This is a genomic window from Tahibacter soli, from assembly GCF_025717065.2.
GTDB classification, from domain to species: Bacteria; Pseudomonadota; Gammaproteobacteria; order Xanthomonadales; family Rhodanobacteraceae; genus Tahibacter; species Tahibacter soli.
Genome location: NZ_JAOVZO020000023.1, coordinates 185,665 through 209,189, shown reverse-complemented (window position 1 = coordinate 209,189; position 23,525 = coordinate 185,665). Strand labels below are relative to the sequence as shown.

18 protein-coding genes and 1 pseudogene are annotated in these 23,525 nt (G+C 68.7%); 6 read left to right on the top strand and 13 right to left on the bottom strand.

From position 1 onward, the window contains the following. Positions 1–7: 7 nt before the first annotated feature. The 5 genes from OD750_RS26375 to OD750_RS26355 all read right to left on the bottom strand — a co-directional run bounded on the left by OD750_RS26375 (position 8) and on the right by OD750_RS26355 (position 4,283). Complete coding sequence (locus OD750_RS26375) at positions 8–523, bottom strand: phage tail protein (protein WP_263542645.1); 516 nt, start codon at positions 521–523, stop codon at positions 8–10. A 12-nt stretch (positions 524–535) separates the two neighbouring features. Continuing rightward, complete coding sequence (locus tag OD750_RS26370) at positions 536–2,035, bottom strand: phage tail sheath family protein (protein ID WP_263542646.1); 1,500 nt, start codon at positions 2,033–2,035, stop codon at positions 536–538. A gap of 31 nt (positions 2,036–2,066) precedes the next feature. Further along, the gene (locus OD750_RS26365; RefSeq protein ID WP_263542647.1) at positions 2,067–2,336 is read right to left on the bottom strand and encodes a hypothetical protein; all 270 of its coding nucleotides are present in this window, start codon (positions 2,334–2,336) and stop codon (positions 2,067–2,069) included. 207 nt (positions 2,337–2,543) lie between these two features. Next, positions 2,544–3,524: a sigma 54-interacting transcriptional regulator gene (locus tag OD750_RS26360; protein ID WP_263542648.1), complete on the bottom strand. Its 981-nt coding sequence runs from the start codon at positions 3,522–3,524 to the stop codon at positions 2,544–2,546. Positions 3,525–3,755: 231 nt separating this feature from the next. Further along, positions 3,756–4,283: a hypothetical protein gene (locus tag OD750_RS26355; RefSeq protein ID WP_263542649.1), complete on the bottom strand. Its 528-nt coding sequence runs from the start codon at positions 4,281–4,283 to the stop codon at positions 3,756–3,758. Between the two features lie 395 nt (positions 4,284–4,678). Between OD750_RS26355 and OD750_RS26350 the strand changes: the two genes are divergently transcribed. Both OD750_RS26350 and OD750_RS26345 read left to right on the top strand, forming a co-directional pair. Beyond that, positions 4,679–7,960, top strand: coding sequence for a S8 family serine peptidase (locus OD750_RS26350; RefSeq protein ID WP_263542650.1), 3,282 nt, complete (start codon positions 4,679–4,681; stop codon positions 7,958–7,960). Between the two features lie 201 nt (positions 7,961–8,161). Further along, complete coding sequence (locus OD750_RS26345) at positions 8,162–9,871, top strand: cation:proton antiporter domain-containing protein (protein WP_263542651.1); 1,710 nt, start codon at positions 8,162–8,164, stop codon at positions 9,869–9,871. A gap of 6 nt (positions 9,872–9,877) precedes the next feature. Here the strand turns inward: OD750_RS26345 and OD750_RS26340 are convergent, their stop codons facing one another. The 3 genes from OD750_RS26340 to OD750_RS26330 all read right to left on the bottom strand — a co-directional run bounded on the left by OD750_RS26340 (position 9,878) and on the right by OD750_RS26330 (position 13,195). Beyond that, positions 9,878–10,708 (bottom strand): heparin lyase I family protein, encoded by an 831-nt coding sequence (locus OD750_RS26340; protein WP_272842190.1) that lies wholly within the window; start codon positions 10,706–10,708, stop codon positions 9,878–9,880. 302 nt (positions 10,709–11,010) lie between these two features. Continuing rightward, positions 11,011–11,169, bottom strand: coding sequence for a hypothetical protein (locus tag OD750_RS26335; protein ID WP_263542653.1), 159 nt, complete (start codon positions 11,167–11,169; stop codon positions 11,011–11,013). 1,102 nt (positions 11,170–12,271) lie between these two features. After that, entirely contained in the window at positions 12,272–13,195 is a 924-nt protein-coding gene (locus OD750_RS26330) for a 2OG-Fe(II) oxygenase (RefSeq protein WP_263542654.1), read from the bottom strand. A 136-nt stretch (positions 13,196–13,331) separates the two neighbouring features. Between OD750_RS26330 and OD750_RS26325 the strand changes: the two genes are divergently transcribed. Together OD750_RS26325 and OD750_RS26320 are read left to right on the top strand one after the other, a co-directional pair. Next, positions 13,332–15,530 (top strand): delta-60 repeat domain-containing protein, encoded by a 2,199-nt coding sequence (locus OD750_RS26325; RefSeq protein ID WP_263542655.1) that lies wholly within the window; start codon positions 13,332–13,334, stop codon positions 15,528–15,530. A 47-nt stretch (positions 15,531–15,577) separates the two neighbouring features. After that, complete coding sequence (locus OD750_RS26320) at positions 15,578–15,985, top strand: hypothetical protein (RefSeq protein WP_263542656.1); 408 nt, start codon at positions 15,578–15,580, stop codon at positions 15,983–15,985. Between the two features lie 15 nt (positions 15,986–16,000). On the opposite strand, the gene OD750_RS26315 is transcribed toward OD750_RS26320, so the two are convergent. The 5 genes and pseudogenes from OD750_RS26315 to OD750_RS26295 all read right to left on the bottom strand — a co-directional run. After that, complete coding sequence (locus OD750_RS26315) at positions 16,001–16,993, bottom strand: asparaginase (protein WP_263542657.1); 993 nt, start codon at positions 16,991–16,993, stop codon at positions 16,001–16,003. 203 nt (positions 16,994–17,196) lie between these two features. After that, positions 17,197–18,597, bottom strand: a complete 1,401-nt coding sequence (locus OD750_RS26310; protein ID WP_263542658.1) for an aspartate ammonia-lyase — start codon at positions 18,595–18,597, stop codon at positions 17,197–17,199. A 99-nt stretch (positions 18,598–18,696) separates the two neighbouring features. Beyond that, positions 18,697–19,599, bottom strand: a complete 903-nt coding sequence (locus tag OD750_RS26305; RefSeq protein ID WP_263542659.1) for a LysR substrate-binding domain-containing protein — start codon at positions 19,597–19,599, stop codon at positions 18,697–18,699. Positions 19,600–19,651: 52 nt separating this feature from the next. Continuing rightward, entirely contained in the window at positions 19,652–20,623 is a 972-nt protein-coding gene (locus OD750_RS26300; RefSeq protein WP_263542680.1) for an isoaspartyl peptidase/L-asparaginase family protein, read from the bottom strand. A gap of 246 nt (positions 20,624–20,869) precedes the next feature. After that, positions 20,870–21,379, bottom strand: a pseudogene (locus OD750_RS26295) (cyanophycinase); the annotation flags it as partial. 464 nt (positions 21,380–21,843) lie between these two features. Here OD750_RS26295 and OD750_RS26290 point away from each other — a divergent pair. Together OD750_RS26290 and OD750_RS26285 are read left to right on the top strand one after the other, a co-directional pair. Then, complete coding sequence (locus OD750_RS26290) at positions 21,844–22,437, top strand: RNA polymerase sigma factor (protein WP_263542660.1); 594 nt, start codon at positions 21,844–21,846, stop codon at positions 22,435–22,437. After that, positions 22,415–23,473 carry a FecR family protein gene (locus tag OD750_RS26285; RefSeq protein WP_263542661.1) on the top strand — a complete coding sequence of 353 codons (1,059 nt, stop codon included), beginning with the start codon at positions 22,415–22,417 and terminating at the stop codon, positions 23,471–23,473. The genes OD750_RS26290 and OD750_RS26285 overlap by 23 nt, the downstream gene beginning before the upstream one ends. Positions 23,474–23,525: the final 52 nt, after the last annotated feature.

Below are 23,525 nucleotides of genomic sequence, written 5' to 3'. Positions count from 1 at the left end.
GCGCGCGTTACGCCAGCACCGGTTCGGACGGCTCGGCGACTTCGACGTCGCGCTGCCAGCCCTCGTTCTCGATCTTGATGTGCTGGATCGCGACCGCGTTCGCGTTCGCGTCGAGATCGGGCAGCGCCTGGTACTCCGACACCCAGCAGCGGAACAGCTTGTACGCGAGCGCGAGCTGCCCCGCCTCGTTGTACACCTCGATGATGATGTCCTTGCGGAAGTCCTTGAGCGACGCTTCCGCACCGAGGCCGCCGCCGAAGCTCCACACCTTGTTCGCCCATTTCTCGAATTCGAGGTCGTGCGTGACGCCGCGCTCGATCGTGACCGCTTCGTACTTGGTGCGGCCGGGCGATTTGCGAGACGTGCTCGGATCGCCGCCCTCGCGGTGCTCCACGACTTCGGTCGTGCGCTTCAGGCCGCCGACCTTGCTGACGCCGGCAACGTAACGACCGTCCCACTTCACGCGAAACTTGAAGTTCTTGTACGGATCGAAACGCTGCGCGTTGACGGTGAACTGCGCCATGGCTGTGTGTCCTCAGGTCTGGATGTCGCCGGCGATCTGCTGCAGCTTGATCACCACGAACTCGGCGGGTTTGAGCGGCGCGAAGCCGACCACGATGTTGACGATGCCGCGATTGATGTCGCTCTGCGTCGTCGTTTCCTTGTCGCATTTGACGAAGTACGCGTCCTTGGGCGATGCGCCCTGGAACGCGCCCTGGCGGAACAGGTCGTGCATGAACGCGCCGATGTTCAGGCGGATCTGCGCCCACAGCGGTTCGTCGTTCGGTTCGAACACGACCCACTTCGTCGCGCGGTACAGCGTTTCCTCGATGAACAGCGCCGTGCGCCGCACCGGGATGTATTTCCACTCCGAGCCGCGCTCGTCGTTGCCTTGGAGCGTGCGCGCGCCCCACGCGACGATGCCGTACACCGGAAAGTTGCGAATGCAGTTGATCGCGAGCGGATTGAGTACGCCGTTCTGGTCGTCGGTGGCGCGCTCTTTCGTGTCGATGGCGCCGGTCAGGCTCGCTTCGCTGCCGGCCGGCGCTTTCCAGACGCCGCGCTGGGTGTCCGTGCGCGCATAGATGCCGGCCATGAAGCCGCTCGGCGGAAACAGGCGCGGCCGGTTTTCTTGCGCCGGGTCGGGCGCGTACAACCACGGGAAGTAGAACGCCGCATTGATGGAGTCGGTGCCCGTGAGATTGCCGTCAGGGCCGTTCTTGAGCGAGTCGGACGTCGCCGTCGACACGCAGTCGGCGATCATGAATGCGCGCCGCTTGCGGCAATAGGCCTGCAGCGACTTGATCGTGCCGGGCGTCGTCGCACCCGGCACGCACAAGAGGTTGAACAGATCGACGCGATCGAGCACGCCGGTCGACGCGAGCGCCGCGGTCTCGAAGTCTGCCGTGTCCGGTTTGAGCTCGTCGCCGTTGCTGCCGCCGCCGAGTTTATGGACTTCTCCCTTCGGAGTGTTCGCGGGCAGGTCCGCGCCGGTCGCGACCGACGTGACGAACAGCGATTCGGCCTTGAGCACGTTGTCGACGAAGCGCGCGTGCGTCGGCGACATCGCCACGTTCTCGAACGTCTCGACGACGACGCCGAGTTTCCAGTTCGACACGACGAGGCGAAAACGCTTCGTGCCGTTGTCGGGATCGACCGCCTTGACCGTCACCGCGTAGTCGTCGCCCCACGATCCGGGACTGCGTGCGGAAACCGTCAGCGCCAGCGCCGCCGCGTCGCTTTTGAGTTCGACCTTCGACGCGAGCGCGCCCTTGGCCAGGCGCACGATGTAGGCGCGCTGTCCGCCGTTGGCGAAAAACTGGCTGACGGCGTAGCCCAGATAGCTGCGCGGATCGAGTTCGCCGTACTTGCGCACGTAGTCGCTCCACGAGAGCACCAGCCCCGCATCGTCGGTCGGTCCCTTCGTTGCCCATCCGACGAACGCGGCGATCGACGTCGCGACGCCGGTGATCGTGCGCACGCCGCTCGGAATTTCTTCGACGTAGACGCCCGGATAAGTGAGTGCGACTGGCATGGAGTTCTCCTGCTCGTGGGGCCGCGCGCGCTCAGGGCGGCGGCGTGGTCGGCGGTTCTTTCAACGCGTACAGCTCGGCCCCGCCGGGCAGGCCGCTCACGCGCAACAGGCCGCGCGCGACGAGCGCCGACAGCACCGCCTCGATGCGCGTGCGCTGCGTTTCGTAGCGCTGCCGCGGCAGCCACCAGCCGACGATGCCGTCGAGCGTGTCGGCGGCGTCGGGGTGGCTGCGCAGATAGCCGATCACGGCGCTTTCGATTTCGCCGGGAGGATCGGACTGCGCGTCGAACGGCTCGTGCATCGCGGGTGCCTGCGGGTCGGACCGGTACGGCAACGCAACACGCGTGCCAGAGATCGCGCGAACACAAGATGTTGTCTTTGCGATTATTTTTACTTGTACGTACGAAGCGACCGGGGCCGTGCCGACCCGCTTCGGGCCGAATGCCGGGGCAAAATCCACCCGCCCGGGAACAGACGCATGCGCGAAGAACGCCGCGACGACGGGGAACTAAGAGGGTTCGCGAAAGGCGGCGCGCGCGATGCCGTGCTTCTTGAGCAGCTTGCCGAGCTGGCGCCGCTCGATGTCCGCGAGCTTCGCCGCGGTCGTGACGTTGCCGCCGGCGTCGCGCAGCAGGTTCGTCAGAAAGGTGCGTTCGAACGACGCGATCGCGCGCGCCTTCGACGCGCTGAAGCTCGCGTCGCGCGGTGCCGCCTGCGCGGGCTCGGCGCTCGCCGCGGCGAACGCCGGATCGGCCGCCGCGAGTTCCGCGACGCCGACCGTGGCGCCGTCGGCGTTCACGTACGCGCGCAGCGCGACGTTTTCGAGTTCGCGCACGTTGCCGGGCCACGCGTGCGCGGCGAGCGCGGCGAACGCGGCGTCGGTCCAGCGTTTCGGCGCCGCCCCGAGCTGCCGCGCCGCGATCTCGAGAAAATGCTGCGCGAGCGGCGCGATGTCGGCGACGCGTTCGCGCAGCGGCTGCACGCGCAGATACAGCGCGTTGAGTCGATAGTACAGGTCGCGGCGAAAGCGGCGTTCGAGCGAAAGCTGCTCGAGCGATGCGTTCGTCGCCGCGACGATGCGCACGTCGGCGACGCGCGCGACGCGACCGCCGACCGGCCGGTACTCGCGATCCTGCAGAAAACGCAGCAGCGTCACCTGCGCTTTCGGCGACAGCGTATCGACTTCGTCGAGAAACAACGTACCGCCGTGCGCGAGTTCGACGAGGCCCGGCTGCTCGCTCTTGGCATCGGTGAACGCGCCGCGCCGGTGACCGAACAGCTCGCTTTCGATGAGACTGTCGGGCAGCGCGCCGCAGTTGACCGGCACGAAGGGCTTTTGCGCACGCGGGCCGGCGTAGTGTATCTCGCGCGCCGCGAGCTCCTTGCCGGTACCGGTTTCGCCTTCGAGCAGCACCGGCACCGCGCACGAAGCGAAGCGCCGCAAGCTCGCGAGCATCGCATGCGACGCAACCGACTGGCCGACGATCATCGCAGCACCTCCGCGTCACTCCTTCGACCGCGGCGGCGGGCGCCTTCCCTGGCGCCCGCCGCCGATACGCTCATGCGTCGTGCAGGAAACGACAGTCGCTGGAACTTCCGAACATTGAGAACTGTGCGCGAACCGCAAAAATTCTCTCAGCGGCCCGCGCCCGCATTCTCCGACCGGAGGCGTTGCAAGGAAGTTTCAGCCGCGGCGCGAACCGCGGCGGCCGCAAGCGGTTCAGCCGCCGCCGGGACAGGTCGCGCCGAGGTTGACGCCGCCGGCGCCCCCTCCGCCGCCGATGCCGCCCGCACCGCCGCCGCCCGCGCCGAAGCCGAAGCCGCTGCCGTCCGTGCACGCGGTCGCGCAGGCGAGGCCGAAGCCGACCGCGGTCGCCGTGGCGTAGCCGTAGCCCTCGGCCCACAGGGTGGTGCCGTCGGGACAGGTCACCCAGGCCGTCGCATGCGCTTCGCACGTTACCGTCGCGACGGCCGCCGCATAGGCGCAGACCGACGCGCAGGCGACCGGACAGCCGGCGGCGTTGCCGCCCGGCACGGCGCCGACGAGGCCGGGACGCACCGCGATCATCGCGGCCTTGATGTCGGCCGCGGCGGCGTCGACGGTCGCCGCGGCGGCGGCCGTTTCCTGTTCGGCGGCGAGCACTTCCTGCGTGAACGTGGGCGTCGGCGGCGGCGGGGTCTGGCCCGTCGCGGCGGCGGCGAATGCACAGGTCACGGCGAGGCAAAACGAACGTGTGGCGCGTTTCATGGGCACGCTCCTTCTATACAAACTAGATTTGTGGAAGAACGAATGCGAGCCGGCGCGAAATAACATTCCGTCAAGTACAGGTCAATACTTTGCCGCTTTTTTCGTCTGCGCCCGGCGAAACCGCGGGTCGGCGACCGGCACGCACGGCCGGGACGGCCGGAGACGCCGACATTTGCGCGGCGTCCGGCCGGGCTGAACGACGATGTCGAAATCGTCCGCCGGCTGCACGACGCGTTGCGTTTGTTCCGGGAACGGCCGGCCGACGACGCCGGTGCCGATGCCATTCTTGAAAGGGTTTCGCGGGGAGAAACCATTCGCAGCCGGATCTCATCCGGCGATTCCGTGCGCACCTCCGTCCAACGCGAGCGCGCGCCGACATCATGAGGATGCATTGCATGCGCACCGTCTTGTATCTGAGTATAAGCCTCGCTTTTTCGCTTTCCGCGCACGCGTCCGACGAACGCTGCCTGGTATCGTTCGCCGGCGCGCAGCAGGACGTCTGCAGCGGCAAGGTGTCGACCGCCGGCAGCGGCCTGAAGGATCTCGCCGACGTCGAAGCGTTCAAGGATTCGCCACTGCGCCTGATCAAGTTCGGCGGTCCGATCGACAACCGGGCACGCGCCGCCGTCGAGGCGCTCGGCGCCACCATCGTCGGCTACGCGCCGCACTACGCGTACATCGTGCGCATGCCCGCGACGACCGATGCGCGCGCCCGCGCGATCGCCGGAGCGGTATGGGCCGGGCCGTTCCTGCCGGCGTTCAAGGTCGACGCGAATATCGCGAACGAGTTCAAGCACGGCAACCTCGTGCGCGACGGCGGCATCGCGGAGCTCGCGATCGGCATCTACGCGAAGGCCGACCGCGACGCCGTTTCGAGCCTCGTGACGCGCACGCCGGGACTGACCCAGGCCAGAACCGAAACCGCGGGCGAAGACACGCGCGTCATCGCGCGCTTCGACCGCGCGCAGCTCGGCGCGACGGTGTCGCGGCTCGCGGCCGATCCGAACGTCGCGTCGATCACGTTCCGCTGGCCCGAGCGCCTCCTGAACTCGCAGGCCGGCTGGCTGCACCAGAGCAACGTCAACACGCCGACCCCGCTGCGCCCGATGTTCGCACAGGGCCTGTACGGCTGCGGCCAGGTGGTCGGCGTGCTCGACTCGGGCCTCTTCATCGGCAACTGCGCGTTCAACGATGCCGCGCAGAACCCCGCGATCAGCGCGTGCACCGATGGTTCCGCCTGTCCGACCATCGCCGCGCCGAACACGGACCATCGCAAGGTGATCGCGCACTACAAGTGGTCGGGCCTGGCCGGCGCGGGTCCGGAGGACAATCACGGGCACGGCACGCACGTGATGGGCTCGGTCGCCGGCAACAACCCGGCCAACGCGGTCGACTGCGCGAACTTCACGAGCGAAGGCGGCAATACCGATCTCGACGGCACCGCGCCGGGCGCCAAGCTCGTGTCGCAGGAAATGGGCGCCAGCCTCGCCTACCTCGCGAGCGGAGGCAATCCGTATCACGCCGCGACCGCCGCGTACGCGAACGGCGCGCGCATCCACAGCAATTCGTGGGGCGGCGGCTGCACCAACTTCCTCGGCCGCTGCATCGCCAACTGCACCGTCACCTACACCGACCGCACGCGCGACGTCGACAACGCGATGCGCGACAACGCCGACCTGCTCGTGCTGTTCGCCGCCGGCAACGACGGCGCGGTCTGCCCGAACGGCAACAACGTCGGCGCGCCGGCGAACGCGAAGAACCTGATCTCGGTCGGCGCGAACGGACGCGGCACGGCCGGCAATACGATGGCCGCGTTCTCGTCGCGCGGACCGACGACCGACGCGCGTCTCAAGCCCGATATCTCGGCGCAGGGCTCGGGCATCGTGTCGGCCGACCGCAACGCCTGCGGCACGCGCACGTCGAGCGGCACGTCGATGGCGACCCCCACCGCGGCCGGCCTCGCCGCGCTCGTGCGCGACTACCTCGCGCGCGGCTTCTTCCCGAGCGGACAGCGTACGCCCGCCGACGCGATCGCCAGTCCGTCGGGCGCGCTCGTCAAGGCGATCCTGATCAACGGGGCGGCGAACGTCGCGACGCCCTCGCCCGACCAGACGCAGGGCTGGGGCCGCGTCCTGCTCGATCAGTCGCTGTACTTCGCCGGCGATACGAGCCGGCTGTTTCTGTACGACGCGCCGAACGGCCTGTACACCGGCGAAGTCGACGCGCACACGCTCGACGTCACCGCCGGCCAGCCGCTCGTCGTCACGCTGACCTGGAGCGACGTCGCCGCCGCCGTGAACGCCGCGCCGGCGCTCGTCAACGCCCTGCGCCTGGAAGTGGTCGCACCCGACGGCGACGTGTGGACGCAGAAGCTGCCGGCCAACGTCGGCGTCAACAACGCCAATCCGCTGCAGGACACCACGACCGCGAACTACGACAACCTCAACAACGTACACCGCATCCGCATCGACGCGCCGGTAACGGGCAGCTACCAGGTTCGCGTGCGCGGCATCAACGTGCCGCAGGGCCGCCAGAAGTACGCGCTCGCCGCGAACGGCAACTTCCAGTTCACTATCTCGCCCGACTTCGCGCTGTCGCCCTCGCCGGCCTCGCGCACGATCTGCGCGGGCAGCCCGGTCACGTACGACGTCGGCCTCCTCGGCATCGCCGGATTCACGGCACCGGTCACGCTTGGCGTCACCGGACTGCCGGGCGCATCGACCGGCACGTTCTCGCCGAATCCGGTCACGCCGGCCTCGCCCGCCGCGAACGGCCTGCTGACGATCGGCAACACCGCCGGCGTCGCGAGCGGCAGCTACGGGCTCGTCATTCAGGCTGCGTCGACGACGCCGGCGGTGTCGCATACGGCCAGCGTCAATCTCGATGTCGAAGCGACCGCGCCGTCGCCGGCCGCACTGACCGCACCGGCCGACAACGCGACCGGCGCGTCGACGACGCCGGCCTTCAGCTGGACCGCGTTCGCCGGCGCGACGTCATACCGCTTCCAGCTGTCGACCGACGAGGGCTTTGCGACGACGATGGTCGATACGACCGTCGCGGCGACGACGTACGCGCCGACCGTCGCGCTCGATCCGAACGCCACATACTACTGGCGCGTATTCGGCATCAACACGTGCGGCGAGAGCGCGGCATCGGCCGTCTTTCGCTTCACGACCGCGATGGAAATCTGCCGCAGCACGGTCACGACGATTCCCGACAACAACCCGCAGGGCGTCACCGACGATTTCGTCGTGACCGATACCGGCACGCTCGCGGGCCTGCGCCTGAAGGTCGACATCGACCACACCTACGTCGGCGACCTGTCGATGACGCTGAGCAAGGGCGCGACGAGCGTCGAGCTCATGACGCGCCCCGGCAACAGCGCCTGCGGCGGCAACGACATCGACGTGATCGTCGACGACGCCGCGACGCAGACGCTCGAGAGCAACTGCAACGCGGCGGCGGCGGCGCAGGCGTATACCGCCGGCGGCGCGTACAAGGGCGACAACCCGCTGGCCGCATTCGCGGGGCAGGACCTGTCGGGCACCTGGAGCCTGAAGCTCGTCGACGGCGCCGCCAGCGATACCGGCCGGATCAACCGCTGGTGCCTCGTGCCGGCATCGGCTGCCGGCACCGACACGATCTTCAAGAACGGGTTCGAGGCGGTGACGCCGTAAGTGGTCCAACGACGCGGCCGGGAGCTTTCCCGGCCGCGTTTCCTCCGCATCCGGGCAATCGTATACGATGCGGCGTTCTGCACAACGCGCCCGCACGCGATCGTTGCGGCCCGATCCGCGCGCTCGTCGACGACGTTCGCAATTTCCGCGATCGCCGGTCAAAATCGACCATCGCATCGATTCGACGTGCAAGGAATCCGGATGGACCATGGCGTTTCCCTGATCAGCACCATCGCCGCGGGCTTCGGCCTCGCGCTCGTCCTGGGCTTCGTCGCGGAACGCCTGCGCCTGCCGGCGCTCGTCGGCTATCTCGTCGCCGGCGTCGTCATCGGCCCGGCCACGCCGGGTTTCGTCGCCAACGTCGCGATCGCCTCGGAGCTGTCGGAAATCGGCGTGATGCTGCTGATGTTCGGCGTCGGCCTGCACTTCTCGCTGGCCGACCTCATGGCCGTCAAGCGCATCGCCCTGCCCGGCGCCGTCGTGCAGATGGCGATGGCGACCGCACTCGGCTTCGGCGTCGCCGTGTGGTGGGGCTGGACGCCGGTCGCGGCGTTCGTGTTCGGCTTCTCGCTGTCGTGCGCGAGCACCGTCGTGCTGTTGAAAGCGCTCGAGGCGCGCGGCGTGCTCGACACGATGAACGGGCGCATCGCCGTGGGCTGGCTCGTCGTCGAAGACCTCGCCACCGTGCTCGCGCTCGTGCTGCTGCCGCCGCTCGCCGGCGTCATGACCGGCAAGCCGGCCGCGGCCGACGCGACGCCCTTGTGGATCACGCTCGCCGGCACCGTGCTGCAGGTCGGCGGCTTCATCGCGCTGATGCTGATCGTCGGACGCCGCCTGCTGCCGTGGCTGCTGCTGCAGGTCGCGCGCACCGGCTCGCGCGAACTGTTCACGCTCGCGGTGATCGCGAGCGCGATCGGCATCGCCTACGGCGCGGCGATGCTGTTCAGCGTGTCGTTCGCGCTCGGCGCGTTCTTCGCCGGCATGGTCATGCGCGAGTCGGAATTCAGCCATCGCGCCGCGAAGGAATCGCTGCCGCTGCGCGATGCGTTCTCGGTGCTGTTCTTCGTCTCGGTCGGCATGTTGTTCGACCCGATGGTCGTCGTGCAGCAGCCGCTCAAGGTGACCGCCGTCGTCGCGATCATCGTCGTCGGCAAATCGATCGCCGCGGCGGGCCTCGTGCTCGCGTTCCGTTATCCGCTCAACACCGCGCTGACGGTCGCGGCGAGCCTCGCGCAGATCGGCGAGTTCTCGTTCGTGCTCGGCGGCCTGGGCGTCACGCTCGGCCTGATGGAACCCGAGGCGCTGAGCCTCGTGCTCGCCGGCGCGCTGATCTCGATCGCGCTCAATCCGCTCGTGTTCGCCGGCGTCGCGCCGCTCGGCCGCTGGGCGACGAAGCATTCGGCGCTCGCGCGGCGTCTGGAAAGCCGCCGCGATCCTTACGCCGAGCTGCCGATGTCGACCGAGCGAAAGTACCTCGAAGGTCAGGTGGTGATCGTCGGCTACGGCCGCGTGGGCCGCCGCATCGGCGATGCGCTCGCCGCGCGCAGCATCCCGTTCGTCGTCGCCGAACAGAACCGCGAACTCGTCGAAGACCTCCGCGCGAGCGGCGTCGCCGCCGTCGTCGGCGACGCGACCGACCCCGCGGTGCTGATCCAGGCGCATATCGCGAACGCGGCGATGCTCGTGATCGCGACGCCCGACACGCTCGGCGTGCGGCGCATGGTCGACGTCGCGCGCACGCTCAATCCCGCGGTCGAAGTGGTGCTGCGCACGCACAGCGAGGACGAATCGGTGCTGCTGCGCGCCGAAGGACTCGGCACGGTGTTCTTCGGCGAAGAGGAACTCGCGCGCGGCATGGCCGGGCATGTGATGACGCGATTCGCGCCGGCGGCGGAGCCGGCGCATGCCTGAAAGGAGTCAGCGCGTCGCGGCGGCTTCGAAGCCGTCGACGAACAGCGTATCGATCTGCGTCGCGGCGATGTCGTCGTGATAGACGATGCGCGTCGCGGGATCGCCGTTCGCCGTGCTGCCGTCGTTGCGGTAGACGCCCCACTTCAGATACCCGAACGTGCCGGTGCCGGGCGTGGGATCGAACGTGGAAATGCCGGTGCGCGTCACCGTATGGCCGTAGTCGGTTTCGCCGGGCAGGCGCATGTCCATCACGAACCAGCCGGTGTCGTCGCTCCTCCAGAGAATACGGAACCGGAAATCGATCCACCGGTTCGACAGCGAGTTGCCCGGAGCCAGGACGTTCTGCACGAGCGCCAGCCGGTTGGCGTTGCCGTTCCAGTGCAGCATCAGCGCGTTGCGCTGCAGCCCGATGGCGATATCGTGCCGCCCTTGGTTGTGCTTGAACTGCCAGAGGATGTCCTCGTCGCCCGACGTGCTCGGCTGCCAGTCGCGCAGCGACAGCGAAAACGTGTAGACCGCCTCGGTATTGTCGTAGTAGATGCCGGCGCTCGACCACACGCGGTTCGTCGAACTCTCGCTGCGCGGCGAACCGTTCGACACGTAGGCCGGATCGTCGAGCGTGACCTTGTGGGCGATCGCGTAGTTGCCGCTGCGCGCATCGGCCACGACATACGCGGCGTCGGGCGCCGTCGCGTGGGTCACGATCACGCCGGAGATACCGGAATTCGCCGTGCCCGTTTCGTAGTCGACGACGAGCGGCGTCTGCACGGCCGCGAAGCAGGCGCCGCACGCGCCAACGAGCAGCGCGGCAACGAACGGCGACTTGGGGACGTACATGGCGGATCCTCTTGCCCGGCATCGGCCGCTCGCGCGGCGACCGAGGCGTCGCGACGAAAATTACGCTGAATATTTGTTCAATCGCGCAATCCGGATTTTCGATGCTCGCCGGAAGTCGCCGAGCGGCTCGGAAAGCGCGCCATCCTAGCGGCTATCGGGAGCCGGACAAAGACCTCTCCTGTGATCAATCGTCAAGTGGCTACCGTATGTCGGCGGCCGGGCGGATGGCCCCGATCGTCGATTTCTGAAATCGAAACGAGCGTTTCGCCTGGAGCGATGACTCGCGCCTTTCGCGCCGAGCGTCATCCGGTCGGCCGCTCGGGATAGCGCTGCCGAAGCTCGCGCACGAGCGACAGCGCCGGTTCGCCGACGCCGAGTTCGAACACGTCGTCGCGGTTGTCGTCGGCGCTGGCCAGGGCGGCGGCAACGGCAAGACTCAGGGCGACTCGCGACATCGGCATGGCTTCATCGTTATGTTATTTCGAATATAGCGAGTGGATGCGGCGAAGGACAATGGCGGCCGGCTGCGAACCGCACGCGCTGCGAGTAGCGCGGCGGTGGGCGACCTTTCGGAGAGCACCGCGCGGGAGGCCGTTGAGGATTCGGTTCTATCGAACTTGTGCAGTTCTTGACGTGCCGAGCACGGTGCCAGGTCGAGACGAGCGCAGCGAGCTTTGTATTGCGCTCGACGTTGCGAGCTTCGGCTTCCTTCTTTTGCTCGTCATACCGGCGAAGGCCGGTATGACGGCTTTGTAGAAATGCCGCGCTTTGGCCGTTGCGGTTGCAATTGCAGTTGCCGTTGCCGTTGCCGTTGCAGTTGCTTCTGGCGGCAGGAAGCCGCCCGCTCTACCCGGGGCCCCGTCGGTCGCGGCGAGATTGCGGAGGAAAAGCCCGCGCAGCGGGTGCGCGCAGGGATGCGCGCAGTTCGTTGACGGGCCATGGATGGCCCATCAACGAACCCCGGAGCAAGCTCGCGGAGTCGGAGGGCATGGATGCCCGCAGACCGCGGCCGTCGGGGTGCCCTTGGAGGGTGCAGGGAGGGATTGGGCAAGCAATCTCTCCCTGCTCGCTCGCGGCAGCGAGCGAAACGCTTTGTTCAAAGCCGAGCTAAAGCTACAAAGCGACAGGAAAAGGCTGGACCCCAGCGTTCGCTGGGGTGACGAGCCCGGAGGTGGACCGGCAGCGAGCGAAACGCTTTGTTCAAAGCCGAGCTAAAGCTACAAAGCGACAAGAAAAGGCTGGACCCCAGCGTTCGCTGGGGTGACGAGCCCGGAGGTGGACCGGCAGCGAGCGAAACGCTTTGTTCAAAGCCGAGCTAAAGCTACAAAGCGACAAGAAAAGGCTGGACCCCAGCGTTCGCTGGGGTGACGAGCCCGGAGGTGGACCGGCAGCGAGCGAAACGCCCTGTCCAAAGCCAGGCAAAAAACTACAAAGCGAAAAGAAAAGGCTGGACCCCAGCGTCCGCTGGGGCGACGAGCCAAGAGGCGGGTGGCAGCGAGCGAAACGCTTCGTTCAACGCCAGGCATTGGGACGACGCAGACAAGCGACAACGATCAAAATCAATCACCGCCGATACCGCACATAAGCCCGCTTCAAGAGATACAGCAACTTCCCGCTGAACCCCCGCTCCTGCGCCTGCAGCAGACTCGCATTCTCGGCATACAGCCGCTTCAACTGCCCGTCGCGCTGCGCGATCAACGTGCGCAGCAGCGCCGCGTCGGCCGCCGTCAGCGTGTGGCCTTCGACGAAGCGATCCGGCAGCTGCGGATCGACGTAGTGCGTGCTGTGCTTGCCGGCGATCTCCTCAGCCGGGCGTTCCTTCGTATAGAAGTACAACGCGACCGAACGTCGCGACAGATCGCGTCGCTCTGCCGGCAGCGCGATCGGATCGAACCCGTGCCAGCTGCGTTCCGTCGTCTCGAACACCACGCAGCGGTTGAACGCCGGCGCGATGCGCGCGGCCGGCTGCGTGTCGCTGTACGGATCGCGGTAGAGATCGAGATTGCCGCCCCAGCCTTCGTCCCATTCGCGGTTGAGGTACACGATGAGGTTGAGGCGGCGGTGCCACTGTTCGCTCGGATGGATGTTGAAGTCGATGTGCGTCTGCAGCCCTTGCCCGTCGCGGTTTTCGTGCGTGCCGCCGCCGAGGTAGTACGGGTCGTACAGCAGATCGTCGATGCCGGTCGCTTCGCCGAGCCACGCGAGGAACTCTCGCGTCTGGATCATCTCGTCGAGTTCGGCGTACGCGGGGCCGAGCGAGCGAATCCGCGCGAGCGTCGACTTGTTGCCCTCGGTGCCATCGTCGCCGACGAAGTTGCCGCGCTCGAACGGCGGGAACGCGTCGAGCAGGCGCTGCGCGTAGTCGGGCTCCAGGAAATCGTCGATCACGACGTAGCGGAACGGCTGCGCGCTCGCGAACGCGTCGCGCCAGGCGGCGACGCGTTCGCGCACGGCGGCGCGGATCGGGGACAGCGGCGTGGTCGGCATTGCGGGCTCGCGAACGGCAAACGCGGCACTGTAAGACCGGCGTCGACAGGCGGCAAGACGCGCGTTCGGCACCGATGCGACACCGCGCCGCGTTCCTGCGCCCTGACGGTGATCGCACCGACCGGGGGAACCGCCAGTGATCCGCCACCTCGCACCGCCGCCGCGACGCACGACGAGCGCGCGCCACGCCGTCGTGCTCGCGCTCGTGTTTCTCGCACTCGCATTCGCCGCGCGCGGACAGGCCGTCCGGCCGCAGCCGAACATCGCCTTCGAGACCAGCGGCATGGTCCGAACGATCGCCGCGCAAGCCGACGGCCGCATCGTCATCGGCGGCGTGTTCAAGACCGTCAACGGCGTCGCGCGCAACAACCTCGCGCGGTTCAACGCCGACGGCTCGCTCGACGCGTGGAATCCGAACGTCGACGGCGACAGCGTCAACGCGCTCGCGGTGATCGGCGGCACCGTCTACATCGGCGGCGTGTTCGACACGGTGGCGGGCAGCGCGCGGCGCAATCTCGCGGCGATCGACGCGGCGACCGGCGCCGCGACGTCGTGGAACCCGTCGCCCGACGGCGAGGTGAACGCGCTCGCGACCGGCAGCGGCGTGCTGTACGCCGGCGGCGCGTTCGCGAACCTCGGCGGCGCGGCGCGCGCACGGCTTGCGGCGATCTCGCTCGGCAGCGGCACGGCGACGTCGTGGAACCCGGCGCCGAACGGCGACGTGTTCGCGCTCGCGACCGGCAACGGCGTCGTCTATCTCGGCGGCCGATTCAGCGCGGCCGGCGGTCAGCCGCGCGACGCGATCGCGGCGATCGATGCGACTACAGGCGTTGTGACCGCGTGGAAACCCGACGCGAACCGCGACGTCTACGCGCTCGCCGTCGACGGTTCGACGGTCTACGCCGGCGGCCTGTTCTTCGGCATCGGCGGCGTGCAGCGCGTCGGCGTCGCGGCGCTCAGCGCATCGACCGGCCTCGCGACCGCGTGGAACCCCGGCGTCAACACGACGGTCAGCGCGATCGCCGTCAGCGGCAACGCGGTCTATCTCGGCGGCAACTTCACATCGACCGGCGGCGCGGCCCGCTCGCGCGTCGCGGCAATCGACAAGACGACCGGCGCCGCCACCTCGTGGAATCCGGATATTTATGGAGAACCCGGCAATTTCAACGAAGTGCTGTCGCTCGCCGTCGCGAACGGCGCGGTGTACGCGGGCGGCTACTACACGCGCGTCGGCAACGCACCGCATCTCGGCGTCGCGGCGATCGATCCCGCGACGGCGCAGGCGCGCGCCCTGCCCGACTACGTCGGCGGACCGCCGAGTGGCCCGGTGGTCTACGCGAGCGGCGTCGACGTCAACGGCCGCCTCGTGATCGGCGGCATGTTCCAGCGCGCGAACGGATCGGCGCACGAAGGCCTCGTGCGGCTCAACGCCGACGGCACGCTCGACGACGCGTGGCGCCCCGGCGTCAGCGGCGCGGTGCTCGGGCTCACGCTGTCGCCGACCACGCTCTACGTCGGCGGCACGTTCCAACGCGCGCAGAACGTCGCGCGCAGCGGCGCGGCGGCGTTCGACCTCACCACCGGCGCGCTGACGGCCTTCGATCCGCAGCTCGACGTCGGCGCGAACACGCTCGTCTACGCCGGCGACCGCGTCTATGCCGGCGGCAACTTTCTTTCCGTCGGCGGCACCGCACAGGGTTTCGTGGCCGCGTTGAATCCCGCGACCGGCGCGCGCATCGACTGGAACCCGCGGCCGAACCGCGAGGTGCGCACGATCCTGCCGGTCGGCGACACCGTGTATCTCGGCGGCGATTTCATTTCGCTCGGCACGTCGCCGCGTTACGGCCTCGGCGCGGCCGATCGCGTCACCGGCGCGGTGACCGCGTGGAATCCGACGGCCGACAGCGGCGTCTATGCGCTCGCGACGTATCGCGGCAACCTCTACGCGCTCGGCGCGTTCCTGACGATGGGCGGGCAGCCGCGCCAGCGCTTCGCGGCGATCGACCGCAACGGACAGGTGCTGCCGCTTGATGTGCCGGTCGGTTTCTACGGCGCGAACGAGCTGTCGCTCGCCGGCTCGACGCTGTACGTCGGCGGCGCGTTCGAATCGATCGGCGGCGTCGGCGCGCGCTATCTCGCGGCGCTCGATCTCACGCGCACGACGAACGCCGTGCAGTCGTGGGCGCCGCTGCCGCAAGGCTACGTGCAGACGATCGCGCCGTCGCCGCTCGGCATCTTCGCCGGCGGCTTCTTCGTCGCGATGGGCGGCGAGCCGCGGCGCGGCAACGCGGTCGTGAGCGGCGCGGATCTGCTGCTGCGCGACGGGTTCGAGTAGGGCGGCACGAGTGCTACGCTCGCGCATCGCAACCTTGAGGAATCTCGATGCCGCAGACGCAAACCGGTACCCCGGCGAGAGCCGAGCTGCCGACGACGTCAAGAATCGCGCTCGCGCTGCTCGCGTTCCTCGCGATCGGTCCGTTCGTCACCGGCCTGGACCTGTGGCTGCGATTCCTGCCGGACTATCCGGCGTTCCGCCACTTCTACGCAGCCGGCGCGCTCGGGCACGCGCTCTGGATCGGCTCCGGCGTGCTCGCCGTCGTAACCATCGCACTGATCCGCCGGCGGCAGTTCGTCGCCGCCGCCGTCGCCAGCGCCGCGTTCACCGCGGCCAACATGACTGGCGCGCCGATGGTCTGGGGCCAGGCGACCTATGGATCGTGGCTTGCCATCGCCGCGTTCGTACTCTGTGTCGCGGGCGCGATCGTCGCTCGCCGCGACGCGACGGCATAGCGACGGCGTGCCGCGTCAGTAGCTGTCGAACAGCAGCTGCAACTCGCGCGTCGACGCGCCACGCGCGAGCGCAAGCATCGTCAGCACGCGCGCCTGCAGCGGCGTGAGGTTGTCGGCGCTGACGAAGCCGTGCGCGTCGTCGTCGATCTCGCCGTTGCGTACCGTGGTGCCGTTCGAGACACGGCTCGCCCGCACGACGGCGACGCCGCGCGCGGCGGCGGCCGAGAGCGCGGCGAGCCAGTCGCCGCGCAGGTTGCCGTTGCCGACGCCGGCGAAGACGAGGCCGTCGGCATCGGCGGTCGCCGCGTCGATCAGGCTCGCGGGCATGTCGAGAAACGCCGTCAGCACGTGCACGCGCGGCAGTCGCTGCGGCACTGCGAAGCCGCCGCGCGCGCGCGTCGGGCGCTGGTAGACGAACACGTCGCGATCTTTCACGAGACCCAGGCGGCCGTACTGGTCGGCGCTGAACGCGCCGGGCACGCTGTCGCGTTTCTGCAGGCCGCGCGCGGCCAGCAGCACGTCGCCGAATACGACGAGCGTGCCGAGGCCGCGACACGCCGGATGCGCCGCCGCGGCGACGGCATGGTAGATGTTCATCGGACCGTCGGCACCGAACGACGTGGCAGGCCGCATCGCGCCGGTGAGCACGACGGGCTTGTCGCTGTCGACCGCGAGGTGCAGAAAAAACGCGGTTTCCTCCAACGTATCGGTGCCGTGCAGCACGACGGCGCCGTCGATGTCGTCGCGCGCGAGTGCGGCGTTGACGCGCTCCGCCAGCGTTTGCCAGTGCGACAACTCGAGCGCGGCACTGTCGAGCGCAAACGGCTGCTGCGTTTCGATCGCCGCGAGGCGATCGAGGCCGGGCACGGAGGCGACGAGCGCATCGACGTCGAGCGCGCCGGCACGGTAGCCGAGTTGCTGCGTCGATGAGTCGGCGGCGCCGGCGACGGTGCCGCCGGTGGCGATGAGGGCGATGCGGGGGACGTGATGTTCGGTCTGGTCGGGCATGGACAGGCGGTATGGTGTTGTCTTCCAAAGCTCGTCATCCCTGCAAAGCCGGGGTCCGGCTTTTGCCTCTGCTCGTCATTCCGGCGCAGGCCGGAATGACGAGCCACAGCAAGCGCGAAAGTCAAAAGCTGGATTCCAGCTTTCGCTGGAATGACGAACGAAAGATGACGAGCAATAAAGAATAGCGAGCGGAAGAAGAACGTCTACGCCACCGGCACCGGTCGCGTCAACGCCTCCGGCGCCAGCACGCGGTCGAGCAGCTCCGGCGACAGCAGTCCGTGCCGCGCCACCACCTCGCGCACGTCGCTCCCGCTCGCGAGCACTTCGGCTGCCAGCTCCGTCGCGCGCGCATAGCCCAGGTAGGGATTGAGCGCCGTGACGATGCCGACCGACCGCCGCACCTGGTCGGCCAGCCGCTCGCGGTTCGCGGTGATGCCTGCGACGCAGCGCGTCGTCAGCGTGTCGATGCCGCGGCGCAGGTGCTCGATGCTCTTGTGCAGGCTGTGCGCGACGATCGGCTCGAACGCGTTGAGCTGCAACTGCCCCGCTTCGGCCGCGAGCGTGATCGTCAGGTCGTTGCCGATCACCTCGAACGCGATCTGGTTGACGACTTCGGGAATCACCGGATTGACCTTGCCCGGCATGATCGACGAACCCGCCTGCCGCACCGGCAGGTTGATCTCGTTGAAGCCCGCGCGCGGCCCCGACGACAGCAGTCGAAGATCGTTGCAGATCTTCGACAGCTTCACCGCGATGCGCTTGAGCACGCCGGACACGAGCACGAACACGCCGCAGTCCTGCGTCGCTTCGATGAGGTCGGGCGCCGTGACGAATTCGACGCCGACGAGCGTGGAGAGTCTTGCACGCACGGCTTCGGCATACGCCGGATGCGCCGTGATGCCCGTGCCGATCGCGGTCGCGCCGAGGTTGGTTTCGCGCAGGAACGCAACGGCTTCGGCGAGCCGTGCCTCGTCCTCGGCGAGCGTCGTCGCGTACGCGCCGAACTCCTGGCCGAGCGTCATCGGCACGGCGTCCTGCAGCTGCGTGCGGCCGATCTTGAGCACGTCGGCGAATTCGACCGCCTTCGCCGCGAACGCGACGCGCAGCGCGGCGAGCGACGCCGCGAGCCGCCGCGCGCCGGCCCATGCGGCGAGCTTCACCGCGGTCGGATACACGTCGTTCGTGCTCTGGCCGAGGTTGACGTGTTCGTTCGGATGCAGCGCGGTGTACTCGCCGCGCGCGCGGCCGATCAGTTCCAGCGCGCGGTTCGCGATCACCTCATTCGCATTCATGTTCGTCGACGTGCCGGCGCCGCCCTGGATCGCGTCGACGACGAACTGGTCGTGCCATTGTCCCGTGCGGATTTCGACGCAGGCGCGCACGATCGCGCCGGCGCGCCGTGCGTCGAGCAGACCGAGCGACCGGTTCGCCTCGGCCGCGGCCTGCTTGATCGTCGCGAGCGCGACGACGAGATCGGCGTTCGCGCCGATCGGCACGCCGCTGATCGGAAAATTCTCGACGGCGCGCAACGTGTGCACGCCCCAGTAGACATCGGCGGGAACCTCGCGGTCGCCCAGGAGATCGTGTTCGCGGCGGGTGGACATCGGCATCTTCGGTGGTGGCGTCGGCGCGCAATCTAGGGACGCGAGGCGCGCAACGCCAATACCGATCGCACATCGCGCGATGCGCGGCCGGCATAGTTGCTATGCCTCGCCCTCGAGAAACGCCCACAGCCGCTGCACGCCCGCGTGCTCGCGCCGGCTGTCCTTGTACACGCGGATGTCGAGTTCGGCGGCGAGGCTCGCGTCGCCGATGGCCGCGAGACGCCCCTTGCGCACGTCGCCGGCGACGGTGCTCTGCGGCAGGAACGCGATGCCGTGGCCTTCGAGCACGAGGTTCTTCAAACCCTCGGCCATCGCCGTTTCGTGCTGCGGCGACAGGTGCAGGCGTACCGGCGACGCTTCGAGGATGCGATCGACCACGCGGCGCAGATACGCCTCGGGGCTGAAGTTCAGAAACGGCACCGGCGCGCTCGCCGTGCCGGGCAGCGTGAACTGCGGTTTGCGCGCGCGGTCGCGGCGCGCGTACGGACGCATGGTTTCGATGCCCAGGCGCAGGAACGGATAGCGCTTCGCGTCGAGTTCGATCGGCTGCGCCGGATGGTAGTAGCACAGCAGCAGATCGCTGTTGCCCTCGACGAAGTTCAGCACCGCGTCGTGCACGTTGCCGGCGACGACGCGGCTGGCGAATACGCCGTAGCGCGCATGCACCTTCGTCAGCCAGTGCGGGAAAAAGCTCAGCGACAGCGTATGCGGCAGCGCGAAGCGAATGGCCTGCCGCGCCGCGGCGGCGTGCCGGCGCACGAGCGCGCGCGCCGCGTTCACGCGCTCGAGAATCGCCGCCGCTTCGACCCGAAAGAGTTCCCCGGCCGGCGTCAAACGCGTGGGATAGCTGCCGCGGTCGATCAGGTCGGCGCCGAGCCAGTGTTCGAGCGCGCGGATACGCCGCGACAGCGCCGGCTGCGTCAGATGCCGCGCATGCGCCGAGCGCGTGAAGCTGCCGGTTTCCGCGACGCTCAGAAAATCCTCGATCCAGTTGAATTCCATCGCCGCTCCGCCGCTCGCTCGAGGCGAGTATCGCGGAACGCGGCGTGCACGACTATTCCTCGACCGCGGGTTCCGGCAGCTTGTCTTCCTTGTACACCGCCACATGCGGCACGCCGTCGGCGCCGATCCAGCCGCGGTACATGCCCTCGGTGTTGAACGGCAGCGCGAAGCTGCCGTCGGACGCCAGCGCGATCGCGCCGCCGTCGCCGCCGGCCTTCGGGATCTCGCGGTTGATCACCGCGTCGGCCGCGTCCTTGATCGACAGGCCGCCGAGCTGTACGCGTGTACAAATATCGTAGGCCGCAACCGCGCGGATGTAGAATTCGCCCCACCCCGTGCCCGACACCGCGCACTGCGCGTTCGCATACGTGCCGGCGCCGACGATCGGCGAATCGCCGACGCGGCCGTAGCGCTTGTTCGTCATGCCGCCGGTCGACGTGCCGGCCGCGAGCTTGCCGTTGGCGTCGAGCGCCACGGCGCCCACGGTGCCGAAGTGCTTCGCCGTCTCGATATCGGCATGCGCCTGCCCGTTCGCGGCTTCCCTGAGCGCTTTCTGCAGCTGCTGCCAGCGCTTTTCGGTGTAGAAATATTTCGGATCGACGAGCGTCACGCCCTGCTCTTTCGCGAACGTCTCGGCACCGGGGCCGACCATCATCACGTGCTTCGATTTTTCCATCACGGCCCGCGCGAGCGCGATCGGGTTCTTCACACGTTCGACGCCGGCCACCGCGCCGGCGCGCAGGCTCGCGCCGTCCATCACGGCCGCGTCGAGCGAGTTCTTGCCGTCGTGCGTGAACACCGCGCCGCGCCCCGCGTTGAACGACGGATCGTCTTCGAGCACCGCGATCGCCGACGTCACCGCGTCGAGCGCCGGCTTGCCGGCCGCGAGCTGCGCGTGGCCCGCGCGCAGGGCCGCTTCGAGCGCGGCGCGCGCGGCTTTTTCTTCGTCCGGCGTCATCGTCGCGCGTTCGACGCCGGCGCCGCCGTGGATCACGAGCACGGTCTTCTTCGGATCGGGCGCCAGCACGCCGCGCTCGCGCCGTACGAGCGTACCGTCGGTCGCGTCGTACACAGCATGAAACGCCGGTCGTTCGACGCGGAAGTCGTCGAGGTGCAGCACGCTGTCGGTGCCGACGCCGACCACCGGCACCGCGCGGAACGTCAGCGGCTTGCCGGGCTCGTACACGTCGGCGCCGCGCTGCGGGCGGAACACCCACGCGTGGCCGCCGCTGCCGCTGAACACGGTGCCGACGCCGGCCGCGTCGATGCACAGCGCCGTGTATTCGTCGATGCCGATGCCGACGAGATCGCTGCGGCCCGTGTCGTGCGCGAGTTTCGCGAGAAACGCGATCAGGCGCCCCTGGCGGTCGCGCTTGCCGAAGTGGCTGTCGGTGATCACGCGCGACAGGTGCGGCATGTGCAGAAAATCGTCGACCAGCGTCAGTTGCGATCCGGTCGGATCTTTCAATGCGTCTTCGGAGACGAGGCTGCCGCCGTCCATCGCGCCGTACGAATACGCGCCGAGAATCGCAAGGCCCGCGCTCGTGCCGCCGATCGGCTTGCCGGCCTTGACGTGTTCGTCGAGCAGCTTGTTGAGCGGCGTGCCTTTCCAGTAGCGCACGTAGTTCGACTGGTCGCCGCCGGCGAGGAAGATGCCGTCGGCCTTGCGCACGATGTCGAGCACCTTGGGATCGCTCGCGGCCTTGCGGTCTTCGAACACGATCGTCTGCGCGCCGGTGACGCCGCCCAGGTTGTTGAAGAACTCGGCCTGGTTCTCCATCGAATCGGACGCGCGCAGGATCACGATACGGCCGTGGCCCGCGCGCTCGATCATCCAGCGGAACGCGTCGTACGGCCATTCGCCGCCGCCGACGAGCATCAGGCCGGCCTGCGTTTTCTGCGGCGCCTTCGCGGCGACGTCGCCGATCTCGTAGTAGCGCCAGCCGTCGCGCGGTTCGGCCGCGGCCGGCAGCGCGGCGATTCCCAGCAGTGAGACGAGTACGAGATGCAGCAGGCGCATGGAGGTCCCCGGCGTTTGGCTCGAAAGGAGAAGACGATCGCCCTCGCCCGCACCGAGCGTCGACCGGGCAGTCGACGCTCGGAGAGATCCTTCCGTGGATCGGGCCGACGAGCGCGCCGGCGGGCAACGAAAACTCAAGACGAGCGAGGCGCCGCGATCCCTACGTGTCGCAAGTCTCGTGCGCGGGATCTTTCATTCGCCGCGCATTCGGCTATTGTCCGCGCATGGAGACCGCCCTCGACGCCTGGTTCGTCACCGAAATCCTCGCGCACGAAGCCGCGCTGGTGCAGTTCCTGCGCCACGCCTGGCCGCATGCCGACGAGGTTTCCGACCTGCGCCAGGAGATCTACGTGCGCGTCTACGAGGCCGCCGGCAAGTCGCGGCCGCTGCAGCCCAAGTCGTTCCTGTTCGCGACCGCGCGGCACCTCATGACCGACCGGCTGCGCCGCGGGCGCATCGTGTCGATCGAGCCTGCGGGTGATTTCGACGCGTCGAACGTCTTGATAGACGAGGTGTCGCCGGAACGGCGGTTCGGCGCGCGGCAGATCGTCAGGCGACTCGCCGACGCGTTCGACCGCCTGCCCGACCGCTGCCGCCAGATCGTCTGGCTGCGGCGCGTCGAGGAGTTGCCGCAGAAAGAAGTCGCGGCGCGCCTGGGCATCACCGAGAAGGCCGTCGAGAAGCAGATCGCCAAGGGCATGCGGCTGCTCGCCGACTACTATCACGACGAAGCGGCGCCGGGCGGCGCGCGCGCGACGGCCAAGGCCGCGGCGACGATGGAGGCAGGAAGAGGACATGGACGGAACGACCCGGATTGAACACGACGCCGCCGCGTGGCTCGCGCGGCGAGACGCCGGCGGCCTTTCGACCGCCGACGAGGCCGCGTTCGCCGCGTGGCTCGACGTCGATACGGCGCACCGCGTCGCGTACCTGCGTCTGGCATCGGCGTGGGCGCAGGCCGATCGCCTCAAGGTGCTGGCCGCGGGCCTTGCGCCCGGCACGCTGCCCGAACGCGGTCGCTGGTCGCGCGGGCCGTTCGAGCGGCCGGTCGACGCGCAGTCGCTCGCAGCACCCGGTCGCGCCGAACGCCGCGCAGGCGAGTACCGCGCACGGCAGCGTCGCGCGCGGGCGTTCGGTGCGTTCGCCGCAGCAGCCGTTCTCGCACTCGCAGGCGTCGTCGGCTGGCAGCGCTACGACGCGGTGAAACCCGAGTCGTATCGCACGACGGTCGGCACGTTGAAGACGCTCGAACTCGCCGACGGCTCCGACGCGACGCTCTCGAGCGACACGGCGATCGACGTCGCGCTGTCGCGGCGCGAGCGCCACATCGCGCTGCGCCGCGGCGAAGCCTATTTCGACGTTGCCAAAGACGCCTCGCGGCCGTTCGCGGTCGAAGCGGGCCGCCAGCGCATCGTCGCCGTCGGCACGCGCTTTTCGGTGCGCCGCGACGGCGACGAAGTGCGCGTCGTCGTCACCGAAGGCACCGTGCGGCTCGAATCGCAGCCGGTCGACGGCAACAGCCAGCCGGTCACGCTGCTGCCGGCCGGCAGCGTCGCCACGGCCAACCGCAACGGCGTGATGGTGCGCGCAGGCTCGATCGAAGACGCCGAGCAGTTCGTCGACTGGCGCCGCGGCTATCTCGTGTTCCGCGACACGCCGCTCGCCCTCGCCGCGGCGGAGTTCAACCGCTACAACGTCAAGCCGATCGTCATCGCCGATTCCGCAGCGGGCACGCAGCGCGTCGGCGGCAGTTTCCGCTGGTCGAACGCCGACGTGTTCGTCAATCTCGTCGAGCAGGCGTTGCCGGTGAAGGCAACGCGCGAAGCCGAACGCATCGTCGTCACGAGCCGGTAACACGTTCGCGCCAGCGACAGGCGGGATTCCGCGCATTCGTTCGTCATGAACA

Coding starts and splice junctions, on each gene's coding strand:
- OD750_RS26375 (WP_263542645.1), bottom strand. CDS start 523: ATGGCGCAGTTCACCGTCAACGCGCAGCGTTTCGATCCGTACAAGAAC.
- OD750_RS26370 (WP_263542646.1), bottom strand. CDS start 2,035: ATGCCAGTCGCACTCACTTATCCGGGCGTCTACGTCGAAGAAATTCCG.
- OD750_RS26365 (WP_263542647.1), bottom strand. CDS start 2,336: ATGCACGAGCCGTTCGACGCGCAGTCCGATCCTCCCGGCGAAATCGAA.
- OD750_RS26360 (WP_263542648.1), bottom strand. CDS start 3,524: ATGATCGTCGGCCAGTCGGTTGCGTCGCATGCGATGCTCGCGAGCTTG.
- OD750_RS26355 (WP_263542649.1), bottom strand. CDS start 4,283: ATGAAACGCGCCACACGTTCGTTTTGCCTCGCCGTGACCTGTGCATTC.
- OD750_RS26350 (WP_263542650.1), top strand. CDS start 4,679: ATGCGCACCGTCTTGTATCTGAGTATAAGCCTCGCTTTTTCGCTTTCC.
- OD750_RS26345 (WP_263542651.1), top strand. CDS start 8,162: ATGGACCATGGCGTTTCCCTGATCAGCACCATCGCCGCGGGCTTCGGC.
- OD750_RS26340 (WP_272842190.1), bottom strand. CDS start 10,708: ATGTACGTCCCCAAGTCGCCGTTCGTTGCCGCGCTGCTCGTTGGCGCG.
- OD750_RS26335 (WP_263542653.1), bottom strand. CDS start 11,169: ATGCCGATGTCGCGAGTCGCCCTGAGTCTTGCCGTTGCCGCCGCCCTG.
- OD750_RS26330 (WP_263542654.1), bottom strand. CDS start 13,195: ATGCCGACCACGCCGCTGTCCCCGATCCGCGCCGCCGTGCGCGAACGC.
- OD750_RS26320 (WP_263542656.1), top strand. CDS start 15,578: ATGCCGCAGACGCAAACCGGTACCCCGGCGAGAGCCGAGCTGCCGACG.
- OD750_RS26315 (WP_263542657.1), bottom strand. CDS start 16,993: ATGCCCGACCAGACCGAACATCACGTCCCCCGCATCGCCCTCATCGCC.
- OD750_RS26310 (WP_263542658.1), bottom strand. CDS start 18,597: ATGTCCACCCGCCGCGAACACGATCTCCTGGGCGACCGCGAGGTTCCC.
- OD750_RS26305 (WP_263542659.1), bottom strand. CDS start 19,599: ATGGAATTCAACTGGATCGAGGATTTTCTGAGCGTCGCGGAAACCGGC.
- OD750_RS26290 (WP_263542660.1), top strand. CDS start 21,844: ATGGAGACCGCCCTCGACGCCTGGTTCGTCACCGAAATCCTCGCGCAC.
- OD750_RS26285 (WP_263542661.1), top strand. CDS start 22,415: ATGGACGGAACGACCCGGATTGAACACGACGCCGCCGCGTGGCTCGCG.